Annotated in this window: 16 protein-coding genes; 7 read left to right on the top strand and 9 right to left on the bottom strand. The window is 70.8% G+C overall.

The genetic code is table 11. From position 1 onward, the window contains the following. Positions 1-2: 2 nt before the first annotated feature. Positions 3-1,145, top strand: coding sequence for a winged helix DNA-binding domain-containing protein (locus tag ACIBO2_RS55560; protein ID WP_397305082.1), 1,143 nt, complete (start codon positions 3-5; stop codon positions 1,143-1,145). Positions 1,146-1,204: 59 nt separating this feature from the next. Here the strand turns inward: ACIBO2_RS55560 and ACIBO2_RS55565 are convergent, their stop codons facing one another. The 6 genes from ACIBO2_RS55565 to ACIBO2_RS55590 all read right to left on the bottom strand — a co-directional run bounded on the left by ACIBO2_RS55565 (position 1,205) and on the right by ACIBO2_RS55590 (position 7,367). Continuing rightward, positions 1,205-1,996, bottom strand: a complete 792-nt coding sequence (locus tag ACIBO2_RS55565) for a FadR/GntR family transcriptional regulator (RefSeq protein ID WP_358541037.1) — start codon at positions 1,994-1,996, stop codon at positions 1,205-1,207. Further along, a complete protein-coding gene (locus ACIBO2_RS55570) occupies positions 1,993-3,129 on the bottom strand; it encodes an ABC transporter ATP-binding protein (RefSeq protein ID WP_358541034.1) in 1,137 nt (378 codons plus the stop codon). Before ACIBO2_RS55570 ends, ACIBO2_RS55565 begins: the two co-directional genes overlap by 4 nt. Further along, on the bottom strand, positions 3,126-3,935 hold the full coding sequence (locus ACIBO2_RS55575; RefSeq protein ID WP_358541031.1) for a carbohydrate ABC transporter permease: 810 nt from the start codon (positions 3,933-3,935) through the stop codon (positions 3,126-3,128). Before ACIBO2_RS55575 ends, ACIBO2_RS55570 begins: the two co-directional genes overlap by 4 nt. Before the next feature lie 8 nt (positions 3,936-3,943). Then, positions 3,944-4,828 carry a carbohydrate ABC transporter permease gene (locus tag ACIBO2_RS55580; RefSeq protein ID WP_397305083.1) on the bottom strand — a complete coding sequence of 295 codons (885 nt, stop codon included), beginning with the start codon at positions 4,826-4,828 and terminating at the stop codon, positions 3,944-3,946. Next, complete coding sequence (locus tag ACIBO2_RS55585; RefSeq protein ID WP_358541026.1) at positions 4,825-6,129, bottom strand: extracellular solute-binding protein; 1,305 nt, start codon at positions 6,127-6,129, stop codon at positions 4,825-4,827. Before ACIBO2_RS55585 ends, ACIBO2_RS55580 begins: the two co-directional genes overlap by 4 nt. 125 nt (positions 6,130-6,254) lie before the next feature. Further along, positions 6,255-7,367, bottom strand: a complete 1,113-nt coding sequence (locus tag ACIBO2_RS55590; protein WP_397305084.1) for a cellulase-like family protein — start codon at positions 7,365-7,367, stop codon at positions 6,255-6,257. A 132-nt stretch (positions 7,368-7,499) separates the two neighbouring features. Here ACIBO2_RS55590 and ACIBO2_RS55595 point away from each other — a divergent pair, with 132 nt between their 5' ends. From ACIBO2_RS55595 to ACIBO2_RS55610, 4 genes are all read left to right on the top strand, one after another. Further along, the gene (locus ACIBO2_RS55595) at positions 7,500-8,708 is read left to right on the top strand and encodes a mandelate racemase/muconate lactonizing enzyme family protein (RefSeq protein ID WP_358541021.1); all 1,209 of its coding nucleotides are present in this window, start codon (positions 7,500-7,502) and stop codon (positions 8,706-8,708) included. Further along, positions 8,705-9,781, top strand: coding sequence for a zinc-binding dehydrogenase (locus tag ACIBO2_RS55600; RefSeq protein ID WP_397305085.1), 1,077 nt, complete (start codon positions 8,705-8,707; stop codon positions 9,779-9,781). The genes ACIBO2_RS55595 and ACIBO2_RS55600 overlap by 4 nt, the downstream gene beginning before the upstream one ends. Positions 9,782-9,817: 36 nt before the next feature. After that, positions 9,818-10,393, top strand: coding sequence for a TetR/AcrR family transcriptional regulator (locus ACIBO2_RS55605; RefSeq protein WP_358541015.1), 576 nt, complete (start codon positions 9,818-9,820; stop codon positions 10,391-10,393). A gap of 71 nt (positions 10,394-10,464) precedes the next feature. Continuing rightward, positions 10,465-12,408, top strand: coding sequence for an alpha/beta fold hydrolase (locus tag ACIBO2_RS55610; protein WP_397305087.1), 1,944 nt, complete (start codon positions 10,465-10,467; stop codon positions 12,406-12,408). 75 nt (positions 12,409-12,483) lie between these two features. Here the strand turns inward: ACIBO2_RS55610 and ACIBO2_RS55615 are convergent, their stop codons facing one another. Together ACIBO2_RS55615 and ACIBO2_RS55620 are read right to left on the bottom strand one after the other, a co-directional pair. Then, on the bottom strand, positions 12,484-12,876 hold the full coding sequence (locus ACIBO2_RS55615) for a DUF5335 family protein (RefSeq protein ID WP_397305088.1): 393 nt from the start codon (positions 12,874-12,876) through the stop codon (positions 12,484-12,486). Between the two features lie 96 nt (positions 12,877-12,972). Then, complete coding sequence (locus ACIBO2_RS55620) at positions 12,973-13,680, bottom strand: hypothetical protein (protein ID WP_358541007.1); 708 nt, start codon at positions 13,678-13,680, stop codon at positions 12,973-12,975. Positions 13,681-13,784: 104 nt separating this feature from the next. Between ACIBO2_RS55620 and ACIBO2_RS55625 the strand changes: the two genes are divergently transcribed. Next, a complete protein-coding gene (locus ACIBO2_RS55625) occupies positions 13,785-14,393 on the top strand; it encodes a PepSY domain-containing protein (protein ID WP_358541004.1) in 609 nt (202 codons plus the stop codon). Positions 14,394-14,466: 73 nt separating this feature from the next. Here the strand turns inward: ACIBO2_RS55625 and add are convergent, their stop codons facing one another. Further along, a complete protein-coding gene (gene add / locus ACIBO2_RS55630; protein WP_358541001.1) occupies positions 14,467-15,468 on the bottom strand; it encodes an adenosine deaminase in 1,002 nt (333 codons plus the stop codon). A 79-nt stretch (positions 15,469-15,547) separates the two neighbouring features. On the opposite strand from add, the gene ACIBO2_RS55635 reads away from it, so the two are divergent. Beyond that, positions 15,548-16,150 (top strand): TetR/AcrR family transcriptional regulator, encoded by a 603-nt coding sequence (locus ACIBO2_RS55635; protein ID WP_358540998.1) that lies wholly within the window; start codon positions 15,548-15,550, stop codon positions 16,148-16,150. Positions 16,151-16,192 lie beyond the last annotated feature (42 nt).

A 16,192-nucleotide genomic window follows, 5' to 3' on the forward strand; every position in this document is an offset into this window, starting at 1 on the left:
TCATGATGAAGATGTCGTGGTCCCAGGTCAGCGCCAGGCGTTTGGCGCGGCACGACCTGGCCGCCCCCGCGAAGGACGCCACTCCGGCAGACGTGGTCGCCGCCATGTGCGGCGCCCATGCCCAGGTGATGTCGGCGGCCGAGTTGTCGATCGGCCTCCGTCTCGACGGCGTCACCCGCACCGGGGTGCGCGAGGCGCTGTGGGGCGAGCGCACCCTGGTCAAGACGCACGGCCCGCGCGGCACCGTACACCTGCTGCCCGCCCGCGACCTGCCGATGTGGGTGGGAGCCCTGTCGATGCTGCCGGTCGCGCACTCGGTTTTCGCCCAGGACGTACGCATGACGTCCGCGCAGACCGATCAGGTCGTGGAGGCGATCCGCGATGTGCTGGGGACCGGAGCGGCCCTGACGATCGACGAGTTGAGCGACGCGGTCGTGGCCACCACGGGGCCGTGGGCCGGAGACCTCGTCATGCCGGCCTTCCAGACCATGTGGCCGCGCTGGCGGCAGGCCATGGCGACGGCGGCGCACCGGGGGGCGTTCGTGTTCGGCCCGGCGAGGGGGCGCAAGGTCACCTATAGCGCCCCGCCCGCGGATCGCCACCCGGCCAAGCCGGTCGACGACTGTCTGGTTGAGCTGGTCAACGCTTATCTGAGGGCGTACGGTCCCGCCACGCCCGAGCAGTTCGCCAAGTGGATCGGGGCGCCGGTGAAGTGGGCGGCCGGGGGCTTCGCGGCGGCCGAGCCGGAGCAGGTGCTGTTCGAGGGCGTCCCGGCCTGGGTGGCGGCCGGTGACACCGCGGTGCCGGACGAGCCGCCGAGGGGTGTACGGCTGCTGCCGTACTTCGATGCCTATGTCGTGGCCGGGAGGCCGCGCGAGGTGTTGTACCCGGGCCCGGCCGCCGGGCGGGCGCTGAACGGCGGCCAGGCGGGCAACTTCCCGGTGCTGCTCGTGGACGGGCAGGTGGCGGGGGTGTGGCACCAGCGGCGCTCCGGCCGCCGGTTGGCCGTCACGGTGGAGTCGCTGCGTGAACTCACCCCCGCCCAGCTGCGCGAACTCGACGAGCAGGTGGCGCTCACCGGACAGATCCTGGAGGGCGAACCGCAGCTGACGCTCGGCCCGATCACCGTGGGCGGCCACGCCTGACCGCATCCTCCACGTCTTGATCCTCCACGTCTTGGCCCGTGGGATGCCACGGTGACGCGCTAGGCAGGTGTGGAGTCCGCCGGCACGTTGTCGTCGGCCAGAAGCTCGGCCGAGGGTGTCGCGAGTTGGTGTTCGATGACCTCGGCCAGGCTGGTGTCCATGTCCGGCCCATAGAGGTCCCCGGCGATGTCGAGGTGCCGTCGCATTGCCTCGCGCGCCCCGTCCGGATCGCGGTCGAGGATGTGCTCCAGGATCACGGTGTGCAGCGGCTCGCCGGCGGCGCGTACCTCGCGGTCGCTGAGGCTGCGCAGCATCAGGCCGTAGGTGAGGTCCTGGATCGCGGTGAACATCATGTGGATCACCGGGTTGCCGGAGGCCCGCGCGATGGTCTCGTGGAAGGTGAGGTCGACGCGTGCCCTGGCGTGTACGTTGCCCGGCTGGGCGAACAGCTGGTGGATGCGCAGCAGGTCGGTCCGGTCCTGCTTGGTGGCGTTGGTCGCGGCCAGGCCGGCGGCCTCGGTCTCCAGCATGACGCGGGCCCGCATGAGCTGCCGGGCTGTGACGCCCGCCGCGCGGGCCGCGAGGTTCATCGGCCGCATCAGGTTCTCGGCCGTGTACTGGCGGACGAAGCTGCCGCGCTGCGGCGAGACCTCCACCAGCCCGCGCTCCTGCAGGGCCTTCAGCGTCTCCCGGATGACGGGGCGGCTGACGGTGAACTCGGTCGCCAGATCGCGTTCGGACGGCAGCCGGGCACCGGGTGCCCATTGTCCGGTCAGGATCCGGTTCTCGAGTACGGCGATGAGTGTGCCGAGGTTCGTCGTCGACGGTTTTTTCCCCCGCCCAGCGGTCATGCCGACCACGGTAGCGGCTGGCCGTCGTCGGCGAGTTCGGTGCCGTGCCAGCACGCCCGCCCATCAGGGCCGAAGAGATGAAGATCGGCGAGCGGCACCTGGAAGGTCGCGTGTTCGCCGTCGCGCGGCCCGCTGCGGGGCGGCAGCCGGGCGATGATGGTCCGTCCGGTGCTGTCGCGCAGGTGGAAGATGCTCTCGTTGCCGAGGTTCTCCCGGTACGACACGGTCGCCGCCAGCTCATAGGCGGGAGTACCGGTGTCGACGGGCAACCGGACCGACTCCGGCCGGAAACCGATCTGCACCGACTCGGGCAGGTCCGCGGGCAACGCCTCGCGCGGCAGCCGCCAGCTCAGCTCACCGCTGGTCAGCTCCACGTGCGTGTCGGCCGCCCGTACGGTGGCGTCGAGCAGGTTCATCCGGGGGCTGCCGAGGAACGTGGCGACGAACACGCTGGCCGGCTTCTCGTAGATCTCGGCCGGGGTGCCGATCTGCGCGAACTCGCCCTCGTTGAGTACCGCGACCCGATCTCCCATGGTCATGGCCTCGACCTGGTCGTGCGTCACGTACAGGACAGTGCCCCGGGTGCGGCGGTGGAACTCGATCAGCTCGGCCCGCATCTGCACCCGCAACGCGGCGTCCAGGTTGGACAGCGGCTCGTCCATCAGGTAGGCGGCCGGTTCCCTGATCATGGCGCGGCCGAGCGCGACCCGCTGCCGCTGGCCGCCGGAGAGCTGTCCGGGCTTCTTCTTGAGCTGGTCGGTGAGCCCGAGGGCCTGGCCGGTGTCGGCCACCCGCTGGCGGATGACCTCCTTCGGCACGTGGTGGGCGCGCAGCCCGAACGCCAGGTTGCCTTCGACGCTCAGATGCGGGTAGAGGGCGTAGTCCTGGAAGACCATGCCGATCCCGCGGTCGCCGGGGTGGGCGTGGGTGACATCCCGCCCGCCCACCGTGACCCGGCCGGCGCTGACCGGCTCGATGCCGGCGACGATGCGCATGAGCGTGGACTTCCCGCAGCCGGACGGGCCGACGATCACCAGGAACTCCCCGTCCCGTACGTGCAGGTCGATGTCGGCGAACAGCACCTGGTTGCCGTAGCGCTTGGTGACCCGCTCGACGCGGATGCCGTCGGTCATCGTTTGACCCCTCCGAGGGTGAGACCTGAGACGTAGTAACGCTGCAGGAAGGAGAACAGGACGAGCGGGGGCAGGATCGAGATGAGTGCCGCCGCGGTCTGGAGGTGGTAGACGATCCCGTGTTCCCCCTCGAAGGACGACAACGCCAGCGGCAGCGTCCACAGGTCCTGCTCGCTGGCCGCGATCAAGGGCCAGATCAGGTTGTCCCACTGGGCGAGGAACTGCAGCAGCAGCACGGTGAGCAGCGCCGGCCGCAGCAGCGGTACCGCGATGCGGAGGAAGATGCGCAGCTCACTGGCGCCGTCCACCCGCGCGGCGTGCAGCATCTGCACGGGGATGCCCAGCGCGAACTGCCGCACCAGGAAGACGCCCAGCGCGCTGGCGGCGAACGGCGCGATCAGCCCCTGGTAGCTGTTGAGCCAGCCGATCTCGCTGAGCATGACGAACACCGGGATCATGACGACCGCCGGGGTCAGGGACAGCGCGACGACCACCAGGTTGAGCAGGGCGGCCCGGCCGGGGAAGCGCAGCCGGGCCAGCGCGTACCCGGCGGCGGCCGAGATCGCCACGTCGAGCACGGAGACGGCCGACGCGATCAGGACGCTGTTCATCAGGTAGCGCGGGAACCGGCCGTCGGACATGATCTCGCCGATGTTGTCGAACAGCGCGAAACCGGTGAACCGCAGCCCGGACAGGTCGGTGTCGTCCGGCGCTGACGCGAGCACGATCATGGAGTAGAGCGGGAGCAGCATCAGCGCCACGAAGCCGATCAGGGCCACCACGGTGAGCGACCGGCCGATTCTCATTCGTCCGCTCATTCCTCGTCACTCCTGACCAACGTGAACTGGGTGAACGCGAACACCAGCAGCACGACCAGCAGGACGATCGCGATCGCGGAGGCGTAGCCGAAGCGGGAGAAGGAGAACGCGTTGTTGTAGAGGTACAGGGGCAGCACCTGGGTGGCGTTGACCGGGCCGCCCTTGGTGAGCAGGTAGGCGGGCACGAAGGACTGCATGGCCCCGGTGACCGCCACGACGATCACGAAGGTGAAGGTCCGGCGCAGCAGCGGCACGGTGACCAGGAAGAAGGTACGCAGCGTGCGGGCGCCGTCGATGGCCGCTGCCTCGAAGACGTTGACCGGCAGGGCCTGCAGCCCGGCCACGAAGATGATCACGTACAGGCCCACGTACTTCCAGATGACCATCACGAGCAGCGCCCAGATGGCGTAGTCGGAGTCGGTGAGCCAGGGACGGGGGCCGACCCCGGCCGCGCCGGCGAGCGCGTCGGCCAGGCCGCCGGTCGAGTAGATCACCTGCCACAGTACGGTGGCGCCGACCAGCGGCATCACCGCCGGGATGAAGACCAGCCCGCGCAGCCAGGCTCGGAACCTGCCGGGTTTGGCCAGCGGCACGGCCACGACCAGCGCGATCACGATCGTCGGGCCGACCGCGAAGACCGTGTACAGCAGCGTCACCCACACGCTGCTCCAGAACTCGTCGCTCGTCACCATCTCGCGGTAGTTGTCGAGCCCGACCCACTGCGGGGTGCCGGAGAGGTCGTACGAGGTGAAGCTCAGGTACAGGGCGGCGAGCGCGGGCAGCGCCCAGAACAGCACGAAGTACACGATCGCCGGGGCGGCGAGGCCCGCGCCGGCGCGGGCCTCGACCGCGCTCATGGTGCGGGCCTTACTGCCGATCACTTGAGAATCCGTCCCACCGCGGTGTCGAAGGCGGTCGCGGCCTGCTGGGCGGGCGCCTGCTTGTGGATCACCGATTCGAGCGCGTCGAGCAGCGCCTTGATCGTCTCGGTCCACTGCGGGAGCACCGGGCCGAAGTCGGTGTACGGGATCTGCTGCTCCAGCTGCTGGCTGGCCTTGTCACTCGCGGCGGGCAGCTTCTGCCAGCCGGCCGTCGGCGTGACCAGGCCGGTGGCGGCCAGCTGCTGGTTGACGTTGTCCCCGTTGAGCAACCAGTTAATGAAATGCCACGCTGTGTACGGATTTTTCGCCTTTTTGGCGACAAACCATCCCCACGAGTAGCCGGCGGCCACCTTCTCCTTCCCCTCCCAGCTGGGCACGAGGGCGCTGTCGAAGGTCTGGCCGAGCTTGGCGTTGGGGTTGATGGCCGGGATGAGGCTCGAGGTGAACCGGCCGGACATCAGCATGGCCGAGGTGCCCTTGGCGAACAGACCGAACGCGCCGACCGGGTCGCTCAGCTTCGGGTTGCCGAGGCTGCCGTAGTATTCGAGCGCCTTGATGCCCTCCGGCGTGCTCAGCATGCCGCGCCGGGAACTCTCGTCGATGATCTGCCCGCCCAGTCCGCGGATCAGCGGGATGAAGTTCAGCATCGCCCAGATGTTGTCGGCGAGCTGCCACTGGAGCCCGACCTGGGAGGCGTCGGCGTTGGTGAGCTTCTTACTGAACTCGGCGACCTCCTCCCAGGTGGTGGGGGGCTTGTCGGGGTCGAGCCCGGCCTTCTCGAAGCGGTCGCGCCGGTACCACAGGTGGACCGAGTTGAAGTCGATCGGCGTGCCGTAGACCTGCTGCTCGTAGGTCAGCGCGGCGAAGGCGTTGGTCTCGAACCTGCCCTTGAGCGCGTCGATGGACGCGGCGCCGAACTCCGCCGACGGCAACGGCGCGAGCTGCTGCTTCGAGGCCCGCTCGGCGAGAGTCCAGGCGCCGACCTTGATCAGGTCGGGCGGCGCGCCCGTGGTGAACGCCGTGGAGAGCTTGGTGTCGAGGTTGGCGATCGGGACGTACAGCGGCTTGATCGACACCTTCGGGAACTGCTTCTGGTACTCGGCGATCTTGGCGTTGAAGTACTTGGTGTTGGCGGGCTCCTCGTGCATCCAGACGACGACCTGGCCCTGTGGCCCGGTCTTGCTGGAGCCGGCCTGCGGCTCGGACGACCCGCACCCGGTCAGGGTGAGCTGGCTGGCCGCGCCACCGAGCGTGAGCAGGGCGGCGCCGCGCAGGAGGTCTCGACGGGGGATGGCACTCATGTGTTCGTTCCTCTCAGGACACGAGCCGTTGGGGGGTGAGGCCGCTCAGGGAAGGGGCCGCTCAGGGAGAAGGCCACTCAGGGAGAAGGCCGCTCAGGGAGAAGGCCGCTCAGGGAGAAGGCCGCTCAGGGAACGGCGGTGAATTCGGTTGCCCCCGCGTGTATGGCGTCGGTCATGCCGCGGTGCCAGGCCACGTCACGCCACATACCGGCGAACTGCGGCCCGCAGAAGTTGCTGGTCGACAGTGCTTCCCAGCGGCCGGTGGCCAGCGCGGCGCGTACCCCGACCTCGCACAGCTCCTTGATCCAGCCCCAGTCCCGGCCCGGCCCGTCCTTGTAATTGACGATGGCCCAGCACTCGGTCGTCACCAGCGGCTTGCCGGCCGACCGCGACCACTCGGCGACGCGCTGGATGTGATCGGTGAGGCCGCCGGCCCACCGCTCCGGCTCGGCCCGGTACAGGCGTTCGGCCGGGCCGGACAGCGGCTCGTAGGCGCGCGGGTCGAACTGAGAGTGCTCCAGGTCGTAGCCGATCTCGTCGTAGAAGCCGGTGGCCTGCGGCGTCATCCACACGTGTGGTTCGAGCAGGTCCAGCTCGGTGAGGTCCTCACCGTCGGCGCCGGTGGTCTCGGTGGCGAAGGACAGCGTGTAGCGGTGGCGCGGATGCTTGGCGCGCAGGGTGCCGATCGCCTCGCGCGTCCAGCTTCGTACTCGCTCGTCCGCTCGGGACAGCGCGGCGGCGTCCGCGTCGTTGCCGTACAGGAACGGCGCCCACATCGCCAGCGGCCACTCGTTCACCAGGTCGACGAAGTAGATCGCGTCCGCGAGACCGGCTTCCTCGATGGCCGTCAGCGTGACGTCCCAGACGGCGGCCAGGTCGGCGGCGGTCCGGATCCGGGATCGGGTGTCGAGCTCGTCCCGGCGGAACCAGGAGGACAGCGCCACCCGCAGGCCCCTGCTCGCGCACGCCTGGATGAACTCCAGCAGCTCGGGCAGCACTCGTACGGACACCGGCTCGCTCGCGCCCCACTGCTCGAAGTGCCAGACGGGCAGCAGGCGCCAGGTCCGCCCCGGATCGGCCGCCACCAGGTGAGGGAAGGCGTCGATGCGCACCGCGTCGTAGCCGCGCTCGACGAGCTCGTCCAGCGCGCGGTCCCAGTCTTCATACCCGGCGCCGTCCCAGCGCCGTTCGAGCCAGGAGAAGTCCCACATGGTGATCGCCAGAGGTCTGCCGGTCAACGTCATAGTTCTCAACATCCGTCCGGACTGTGGTCTTACCAGATTGCTAGAGCTTTGCTGGCAGTGGCGCCACTGTCAAGGGTGATGTGTTTCTTGCGAATTACTGGTCTTACCAGATACGGTCCTGGAATCATGAGTACCCGAGCCGTCGTGAGCGGACTGGAGACCATCCGCTGTTCGATTCAGCCCAACGTGCTGCTGGTGCGGCTGCACACCGACGACGGGCACGCCGGCCTCGGCGAGTCGTTCTTCGGGGCCGAGTCGGTCGAGGCCTACCTGCACGAGACCGTCGCACCGCTCCTCGTCGGCGCGCCGGTGCCCGGCCCGGAGCGGCTGCGCCGGCTGCTCACCGGCCATGTCGGCTTCCAGGGCAGCGGCGTGGAGACGCGCGGCAACGGCGCGGTCGACCTCGCCGTGTGGGACCTGCTGGGCAAGACCACGGGGCAGCCGGTGTCCACCCTGCTCGGCGGGCCTTTCCACGACCGCCTCCCGGTCTACAACACCTGCGCCGGCTCCTCTTACATCAAGAACGAGCCACGCCAAGCCGTGTCCAACTGGGGGCTGGCGGCGGCGTCGGCGTACGACGATCTGCGGGGCTTCCTGGAGCGGCCGGCTGAGCTGGCCAAGTCCCTGTGGGAGGAGGGTTTCCGCGCCATGAAGGTGTGGCCCTTCGACCAGGCGGCCGAGCGTACCGGCGGCATGCGGCTGGACCGGGCGGACCTGCGCGCCGGCCTGCGGGTGCTCGACGAGATCAAGAACGCCGTGCCCGAGATGGAGGTCATGGTCGAGTTGCACGGGCTGTGGAGCCTGTACGCGGCCGTCGGGCTGGTGCGCGAGCTGGAGCGGTTCGCCCCGTTGTGGGTGGAGGATCCGTTGCGGTCCGACAGCCACGGCTCCTACGCGACGCTGCAGGCGTCGACGTCCGCGCCGCTGGCCACCGGCGAGACGCTGACCGGGCAGCGGTCCTTCCGCGCGCTGCTGGAGCGGTCGGCGATCCGGGTCGCGATCATCGACATGGGCTGGTCGGGCGGGCTCACGGAGGCTCGCAAGATCGCCGCGCTGGCCGACTCGTACGACATCCCCTTCGCGCCGCACGACTGCACCGGCCCGATCTCCTTCGCGGCGTGCGTCCACCTCGCCCTGAGCCAGCCCAACACGCTGATCCAGGAGAGCGTGCGGGCCTTCCAGCACACCTGGTACCAGGAGCTGGCGACCGGCCTGCCGCTGGTGGAGGATGGCTGGGTGAGCCTGGAGGGACGACCGGGGCTGGGGGTGGAGCTCGTCCCCGGCCTCACCGAACGCGCCGACGTCACCACCCGCCTGTCCGGGACCCGGCCGTGAGCGTGGTCGGGGATCCGGCCGTGAGCAGGGGCCGGATGGCGGCGCTGCGCTGGTACGGGCGCGGCGACGTGCGGCTGGTCGAGACCGAGGTACCCGCGCCGGGTCCCGGCCAGGTCCTGATCGCGGTCACGCTGTGCGGCCTGTGCGGCAGCGACATCGAGGAGTACCGGTTCGGGCCGGTCGTGGTGCCGGTCGAACCGCACCCGCTGACCGGCCGGACCGCGCCGCTCACCCTGGGGCACGAGGTCGTCGGCGTGGTGGCGGAGGCCGGCCCCGGCGTGCGCCTCGCCCCCGGCACCGCGGTCGTGCCGGACGTCGTGCTGGGCTGCGGCCACTGCTGGTGGTGCGCCCGCGGCGACTACCCGCTGTGCGAGCGTGGCGCGGCGCTCGGGTTGCAGGACGACGGCGGCCTGGCCGAATACCTGGTGGCACCGGCCGCGCGCTGTGTCCCGCTGCCCGATGGCCTGCCCGCCGCCGTCGCCGTCTTCGCCGAGCCGGCGGCGGTCGCCGTCCGCGCACTGGACAAGGCCGGCGACGTGTCCGGGGCCGTGGTCGCGATCGTCGGCGCCGGGGCCGTCGGCCTGCTGGTCGCCGAGGTGGCCAGGTGCCGGGGCGCGGCGACGGTCGTCGCGGTCGACCCGGATCCGGGCCGCCGCGCGCTGGCCCGGTCGTTCGGACTGGTCGGCGTGGCGCCGGACGCCGCCCTCGAAGCCGTACGCGAGCTGACCGATGGGCGCGGCGCCGACGCGGTGGTGGAGAGCGCGGGGCCGGCGGCCGCGGTGGAGAGCGCGCTGTCGCTGTGCCGGCGCGGCGGGAGCGTGGTCCTGCTCGGCGTGTCGCCGGAGCCGGCCGCCTTTCCCACCCTGGACGTGGTGCTGGGCGAGAAGCGGATCGTGGGGTCGGCCTCCCACCGGTGGGACACCGATCTACTGGCCGCGGTCGCCCTGCTGCACGGCGGGCAGATCCGGGTCGATCGGCTGCCCACGCAGACCGTACCGCTGTCCCAGGCCGTGGCACGTGGGCTGGCCGACCCGCCGCGCGACATCGTGAAGACCATTGTCGGCATGGGATGATTTGCGAATTATGCAGATCGGTCTATTCTCGGGGGCGTGGCGGTCAAGGGTGATGAGACGCGGGCGCGGCTGATCGAGGCGGCTCGGACGCTGGTGGAGGCGAAGGGCTACCACGGCACCGGGCTCAACGAGGTGCTCGCGGTGGCGGGAGCACCTCGGGGGTCGCTCTATCACCACTTCCCCGGCGGCAAGGACCAGCTGGTCAGCGAGGCCCTCGTCGCCGCCGGGCGCGAGGTCGACGGCATCGTGGTCGAGCTGGCCTCGACGGCGCCCACTTCCCGCGATCTTGTCAGGGCGCTGATGGCGGCGCTGGCCGACAGGATGGTGGCCGCCGACTACGCCAAGGGATGCCCGGTGGCGACCGTGGCCCTGGAGGTCGCCGCGACCAACGACGTCCTGCAGCCGATCTGCGGGGACATCTACGCGGGCTGGCAGCGGGCGCTGGCCGATGCCCTCCGGGCCGACGGTCATGACGCGGCCGAGGCGGATGAGCTCGCGGCGACGGTGCTCGCCCTGATCGAGGGCGCGCTCGTGCTGGCCCGTGCCGGTCGTAGCCGGACTCCCATCGAGCAGACCAGCCGACGCATCGCCAAGCTGCTCGGCACCGCCTGATCCTTTTCGCTGGGGGTCGGGCGTTTTTGTTGTCCCCGGAATATGTAGATCGGTCTAGAGAGGCGAATCAGATGGACGAGACTTCGCGGAGCGCGCCGGACGTCGTGGTGTTCGGGGCGACCGGCTTCATCGGCAGGTGGATGGTGCTGCGGCTGCTGGAACAGGGCCGCACGGTCGCGGCCGTCATCCGCAACCCGACTCAGGGCCGTACGGGTGCGGACGCCCCAGCGGCTCAGGGTCGCACGAACGCGGACGCTCCAGCGGCTCGGGACCGCACGGGCGCGGGTGGCGGGGGCGAGCTGCGGGCCTGGCTGCAGGGTCATGGCGCGGACGCTGAGCGGTTCACGGTCGTGGCCGGTGATCTCACGGGCGGTCCGGGTCTGGGGCTGAGTGCGGCGGACGACGAGCGGCTGGCCGGAGTACGGGATGTCGTCAACGCCGCCGCCATCTACCGGTTCGGGCTGGGGCGCGAGGAGGCCAGGACGGTCAACGTCGAGGGCGCCCTCAACGTGCTGCGCTGGGCGGCGACGCGGCCCGGCCTGCGCAGGCTGATCCACGTGTCGGGCTACCGGGTCGGGCTGGGCCCGCGAGAGCGGTATCCCCTCTCGGAGGCCGAGCTGACGGAGCTGTACCGAGGCCAAGGGGCCTATGAGGGCTCCAAGACCGAGGCGGACGCCGCCGTACGGGTCGTCGCGGAGCAGTTGGGGGTCCCGCTGACCGTGGTGAACCCGAGCACCGTGATCGGCCACTCGACCACGGGCGAGGCCGGGCAGTACATCGGCCTGGCCGAAGTCGTCCGCGACCTGTGGAACGGCCGCCTTCCGGCGCTGCCGGGAACCGCCCGTACGTTCGTACCCGTGGAGACCGTGGATCATTTCACGTCGTTCATGGCCGCGATCCCCGAGCACGACCCGAAGCCCGGCGGCCTGCACTGGGTGCTCGACGAGAACACCCCGAGCCTGCCCGAACTGGTGCGCCTGCTCGCGGCCCACCTGGGCGTACGCGCGCCGAGAACACTCGTGCCCGTGTCCCTGATCCGCCGCCTCCCGGCCGCGCTGACCGGAGCCAACCCCGAGACCCTGGCCTTCCTCACCGAGGACCGTTACGACACCGCCTCAGCCGAGCGGGTCGCCGCGGCCGCCGGGCTCCGGCAGCCGCCCGTCGAGACCGCGCTGCGCCGCTGGGCCGATCGGCTGGTGGCGGACCGGTTCGGGACGGCTCCGGCCGTGCTTCCCGGCGGCTTCCATGACGTCGGCGGATCCCGTACCTATGTCGCCGGGGACAGGACCTCGCCCGGCTTCGTACTCCTGCACGGACTCCCCCTCGACGGCGAGTCCTGGCAGGGCGTGCTCGGTGAACTCGACGGAGCAGCCGCCCTCGTCGCCGACCTGCCGGGACTCGGCCGCTCGGCCCCCACCTCGGCCACCCCGCCGGCCTGGCTCACCGATCTGCTGGCGCCCGTACGAACCCGGCCCGTGATCGTCGCCCACTCCGCGGCGGCCGCCCCGGCGCTCCGCTACGCCGCCGCCCATCCCGATCGCCTCAGCGCCCTGGTCCTCGTCTCCCCCTATTTCCTCCAGGAGGCGGCCCCGAGACCGCTCCGCACACCGGCGCTCGCCACGCAGCTCCTCAAGAGAATCCCCGCCGACCGTCTCGCGACCTCGCTCCTCGGCGACGGCACTTCCTCGGACGAAGCCCGCCGGGCCGTGGCGAGCGCCGCCGCCCAGTTGCACCGGCCCGGCGTCGCCCGCCGTACGGCCCGCCTGCTCAGGGACGCGAACCAGCCCGCCGAACGCGCCGCTCTCCAAGCCCTGCTCAGCGAGACGGTCTCGGTCCCGGTCCGCCTCGCTGCCGGGCAGCTGGATCCGCTGATCGCCGACCCAGGACCGGCCACCGTCACGACCATCCCCGGCGCCGGCCACCACCCGCACCTCACGCACCCCGCCGCCATCGCCGCAATCATGCGGCGCGTCGCCGCCGAAGCGACCCGCCGGACGTCGGCATCAGGCCGCTGACCAGGGCGGTCAGGGTGGACCCGCCGGGCGCGCCGGGTCTGAGGTCACAGGGTCGGCGGGGCGACGGGTCTGAGGTCACAGGGTCGGCGCGCCGCTCCACACCGCGGGATCGTGGAGCATGATGATCGTCTGCGTGCCTTCCGCGTCCACGATGTCGAAGGCCCGGGGCATGTCGGGCGCGCCGGTATCGGCGAATACGGTATCGGCGAATATCGTCTGCGGCCGCTGGATGAGGTGAGCGAGCACCACCGGATACCGCCCGTCCCGCCCGCCTATCGCCACGGTGAAGATGTCGTCCTTGTCGTCGTACTCGAGATAGGCGAGCGGGAGCTTCTCGGCCTGCATGAGATCGCCGAACGTCCGGCTCAGCACCTCGACGGTCACGTCCGAGCCCTCGTACTGCCTTGACAGGTTGTCGAAGAACTGGCGCCATTCCTCGCGCGGCAGCTCGGGTCGCTCCTCGGTCATCTGACGGTTCCTTCCCTCCGGGTACGGGCCCGCGATCTCCTCCATGCTGGTCGGACCGCACGCGCTCGCACATCACACGGTCGGGTAGGTCCTGCCTCAGCCCCTGTTCCGAAGAGCCGCCCGCAGCAGCCCGCTGAGCAGCGGATGCGGCTGCTCCGGCGTCGATCGGGCCTGGGGCACGAACAGGGTCGCCACGTAGAAGGGATGTCCCGGGAGCTCCAGCACCCGCGCCTCCTGCTCCCCATCGACGCCCGTCACCCGGAACCCTCCGTCGTGCAGGGTTCGCCGATGGCCGGGCTCCAGGCCGAAGTTGCAGTAGTACTGCTCCTCGACCTCCGTGAGGCCGTACAACTCGGCCGCTTGTGAGCCCGCCACGAGGCTGACGGGCATGGTCTTGCCGGCGAGCGAGCAGGTCAGCGCGGAGACGAACAGCTCCGAGGCGTACGGGTCGTACTCGCCGTGCTGGGCGTCCTCGAACCCGAGCACGTGGCGGGCGTACTCGATCACCATGTGCTGGAAGCCGCCGCAGGTGCCCAGCGTCGAGACGCCCCGCTCGCGGCCGTGACGCAGGGCGGCCACGGCCCCGGTCAGGCTGCGGTACGGGCTGCCGGGCGCGCACAGCAAGGCGTCGGCGGCGCGTACGGCCGACAGATCCCGTTCCAGCGGCTCGGTCGCCTGCCACTGGATCTCGATCTCGATCCCCAGCTCGGCCGCGGCGTGACGTAGCGCGTCGTTCGTGGCCGCGTGCGTAGGGAATGTCGGGTCGAAGTCGCCCACGACGGCGACGATCAAGGAAGGAGCCATGGCGTCCACTATCGGATACTGCGGACCAAACAGCCAAGTCCGCGGCGCGGCGTCGGTCATGTCGTTCACACCGTTCGACCTGCGGAAATGATAAGTGTCGCCATATGACTAAAACGATCATCGGGGGCGCTCTGGCCGGCGCGGCGCTGCTTACGGCGACCGCCTGCGGGGGCGACGCCCGTCAAATGACCGAGCCGTTCGGCGCTCCTCCCACGCCGTACATCGCCGCCACCGAGACGCCCAAGTACGGCGCACAAGCCGATTCGCAGAAGCGCTCAATGAAGAAGCTGGAGGAGGTGGGGCAGGCCGCGATGAAGGCCGTGCCCGGCTCGACGCTCGTCTCGATGGAGACCGAGGAGAACGGCGGCCTCTGGGAGGTACAGGTCGTCGACGACAAGGGCGTCGAACACCAGATGGACGTCGAATCCGGCACCACCAAGGTCGTCAGCGGCCCACGGGCGGAGGACGACGAGAACGCCGGCGACAAGGCCCGATACCTCGACCGCGTCAAGGCCGCCAAGCTCGACTACGCGCAGGCGGCGGCCAAGGTCCTGGCGGCCGTGCCGGGGGGCCGCATCACCGAGATCAACCTGGACAGCCACCGGGACAAGATCGTCTGGGAGGTGGACGTGGTTCCGCCGAACGGGTCCAAGCAGGACATGACGGTGGACGCGACCGACGGCGCGGTGACCAAGGACAGCCACTCGGACTGATCGGGGACGCCGAGCGCTGACCGCGCCCCCGACGGTCAGCGCGCCCCTCCTCAGCGTCAGCGAGCGCGGCGGGTCATCGACCCGAGTCCGAGGCCGATCCAGAGCCCGAGGCCGACGCCGAAGCCGAGCCCGAGTCCGCCAGCCAGGCGTCCACCCCCGCCCGCAACCCCGCCTTGAGCTCCTCCTCGGCGAACGAGGCGTCGATCGAGGCCCGGGCGAACCCGGCCAGCTCCGCGTCGTCGTACCCGAAGACCTCCCGCGCCAGCGCGTACTCGCCGGCCAGGTCGGTTTCGCCGTCGGTGTTGAGCGTGACCGCCAGCCCCGCCGCGCTCAGCCGCCGCAGCGGGTGCTCGGCCAGGCTGGGCACGACGCCGAGCAGGACGTTCGACGTGGGACAGACCTCCAGCGGCACCCCCCGCTCCCGCACCTCGGCGACCACCGCCTCGTCCTCCAGGACGCGTACGCCGTGCCCGATCCGCTCGGCGTGCCCGATGGCGAGCGCCTCGCGGATGCTGTCCGGCCCGCCGAACTCCCCCGCGTGGTGCACCAGGCGCACTCCGGCGTCGCGGGCCGCGTCGAGCACCTCCGCGAACGGCGCCACCGGGTGGCTCTCGTCGCCCGCCAGCCCGATGCCGACGACCGCCTCGTAACGGGTGGCCAGCCGCAATGTCTCCCAGAGCCGTTCGACGGAGCGCCGCCGGGAGTGGTCGAGCAGCACCCGGCACTCGATCCCGTAGCGGCGCGACCCCTCGGCCAGCCCGTCCAGCACCGCCTCCAGCGGCATCTCCGGCGCGCCTAGCCGCTCGCCGTGCGAGGCCGCGGTGAAGGACACCTCCGCGTAGCGGGTGCCCTGGGCCGCCTCGTCCTCGCAGAACTCCAGCGCCACCCGCCGGAAGTGCTCGGCTGTGAGCAGCCGCCCGCGCACCAGCGCCCGATGGTCGGCGAACTCCCGGAACGTGGCGAACGGCCCGCCCCGCCCGGACGGCCCGCCGAACTCGCGCGAGGTCTCGGGGCGTACCGTGCTCTCCAGGTGAACGTGCAGGTGGGCTTTGGGCAGCAGCCGTACATCTCTCACTGTCAGCACCCTAGCCAGGGAAACGGACAGACCGCATCTCGATTTGGATATTGACTGACCGGTCAGTCATAATGATCATATGTCCCCCAGGACGGTCGACAAGGCCGCGCGACGCAAAGAGATCCTCACCGCGGCGGTGCGGGTGTTCGCCCGCAAGGGCTTCGCCGCCACCCGCATCGACGACATCGCCGCCGAGGCGGGCATCGCCAAGGGCAGCGTCTATCTCTACTACGACAGCAGGGACGCGCTGCTGGAAGCCGCCTTCGAAGGCTACCGGACCATGTCGGCCGCCATCTTCGACCGGGCGATCAACGGGCGCGGGCCCGCGCTGGAGCGGCTGGCCGAGATGGTACGCGAGGTGCTCGGCGTGCTGACCGCGCGGCGCGAGCCCGCCCGGATCATGGTCGACCTGTGGGCGGCCTCCCGTGACTCGGAGGGCTCGCTGGTGGACATGGCGGCCGTCTACGGCGACGCGCGGGCCGTGATCACCGAGCTCCTGCGCCAGGCCGCGAAGGAAGGCGTGCTGCGTGAGGGCCTGGACGAGCGCCACGCGACCGTCATCGTGGGGACCATCGAGGGCTGCCTGCTGCAGTGCCTGGTGGATCCCCGGCTGCCGGCGGCGGAGCTGGCCGAGCCGATCATCCAGATCTGCCTGGAGGGGCTGCGCCGACCGGCCGCTTGACAAGCCCGGAGCGCTGATAGAGCCTCCTTGCAGAGATCTCCG

The organism is Nonomuraea sp. NPDC050022 (genome assembly GCF_044460705.1).
Lineage (GTDB): Bacteria > Actinomycetota > Actinomycetes > Streptosporangiales > Streptosporangiaceae > Nonomuraea.

What these genes read in the sequence shown, in the direction of transcription:
- ACIBO2_RS55560 (WP_397305082.1), top strand. Translation starts at nt 3, where the DNA reads ATGATGAAGATGTCGTGGTCCCAGGTCAGCGCCAGGCGTTTGGCGCGG.
- ACIBO2_RS55565 (WP_358541037.1), bottom strand. Translation starts at nt 1,996, where the DNA reads ATGACCGCTGGGCGGGGGAAAAAACCGTCGACGACGAACCTCGGCACA.
- ACIBO2_RS55570 (WP_358541034.1), bottom strand. Translation starts at nt 3,129, where the DNA reads ATGACCGACGGCATCCGCGTCGAGCGGGTCACCAAGCGCTACGGCAAC.
- ACIBO2_RS55575 (WP_358541031.1), bottom strand. Translation starts at nt 3,935, where the DNA reads ATGAGAATCGGCCGGTCGCTCACCGTGGTGGCCCTGATCGGCTTCGTG.
- ACIBO2_RS55585 (WP_358541026.1), bottom strand. Translation starts at nt 6,129, where the DNA reads ATGAGTGCCATCCCCCGTCGAGACCTCCTGCGCGGCGCCGCCCTGCTC.
- ACIBO2_RS55595 (WP_358541021.1), top strand. Translation starts at nt 7,500, where the DNA reads ATGAGTACCCGAGCCGTCGTGAGCGGACTGGAGACCATCCGCTGTTCG.
- ACIBO2_RS55610 (WP_397305087.1), top strand. Translation starts at nt 10,465, where the DNA reads ATGGACGAGACTTCGCGGAGCGCGCCGGACGTCGTGGTGTTCGGGGCG.
- ACIBO2_RS55615 (WP_397305088.1), bottom strand. Translation starts at nt 12,876, where the DNA reads ATGACCGAGGAGCGACCCGAGCTGCCGCGCGAGGAATGGCGCCAGTTC.
- ACIBO2_RS55620 (WP_358541007.1), bottom strand. Translation starts at nt 13,680, where the DNA reads ATGGCTCCTTCCTTGATCGTCGCCGTCGTGGGCGACTTCGACCCGACA.
- ACIBO2_RS55625 (WP_358541004.1), top strand. Translation starts at nt 13,785, where the DNA reads ATGACTAAAACGATCATCGGGGGCGCTCTGGCCGGCGCGGCGCTGCTT.
- ACIBO2_RS55635 (WP_358540998.1), top strand. Translation starts at nt 15,548, where the DNA reads ATGTCCCCCAGGACGGTCGACAAGGCCGCGCGACGCAAAGAGATCCTC.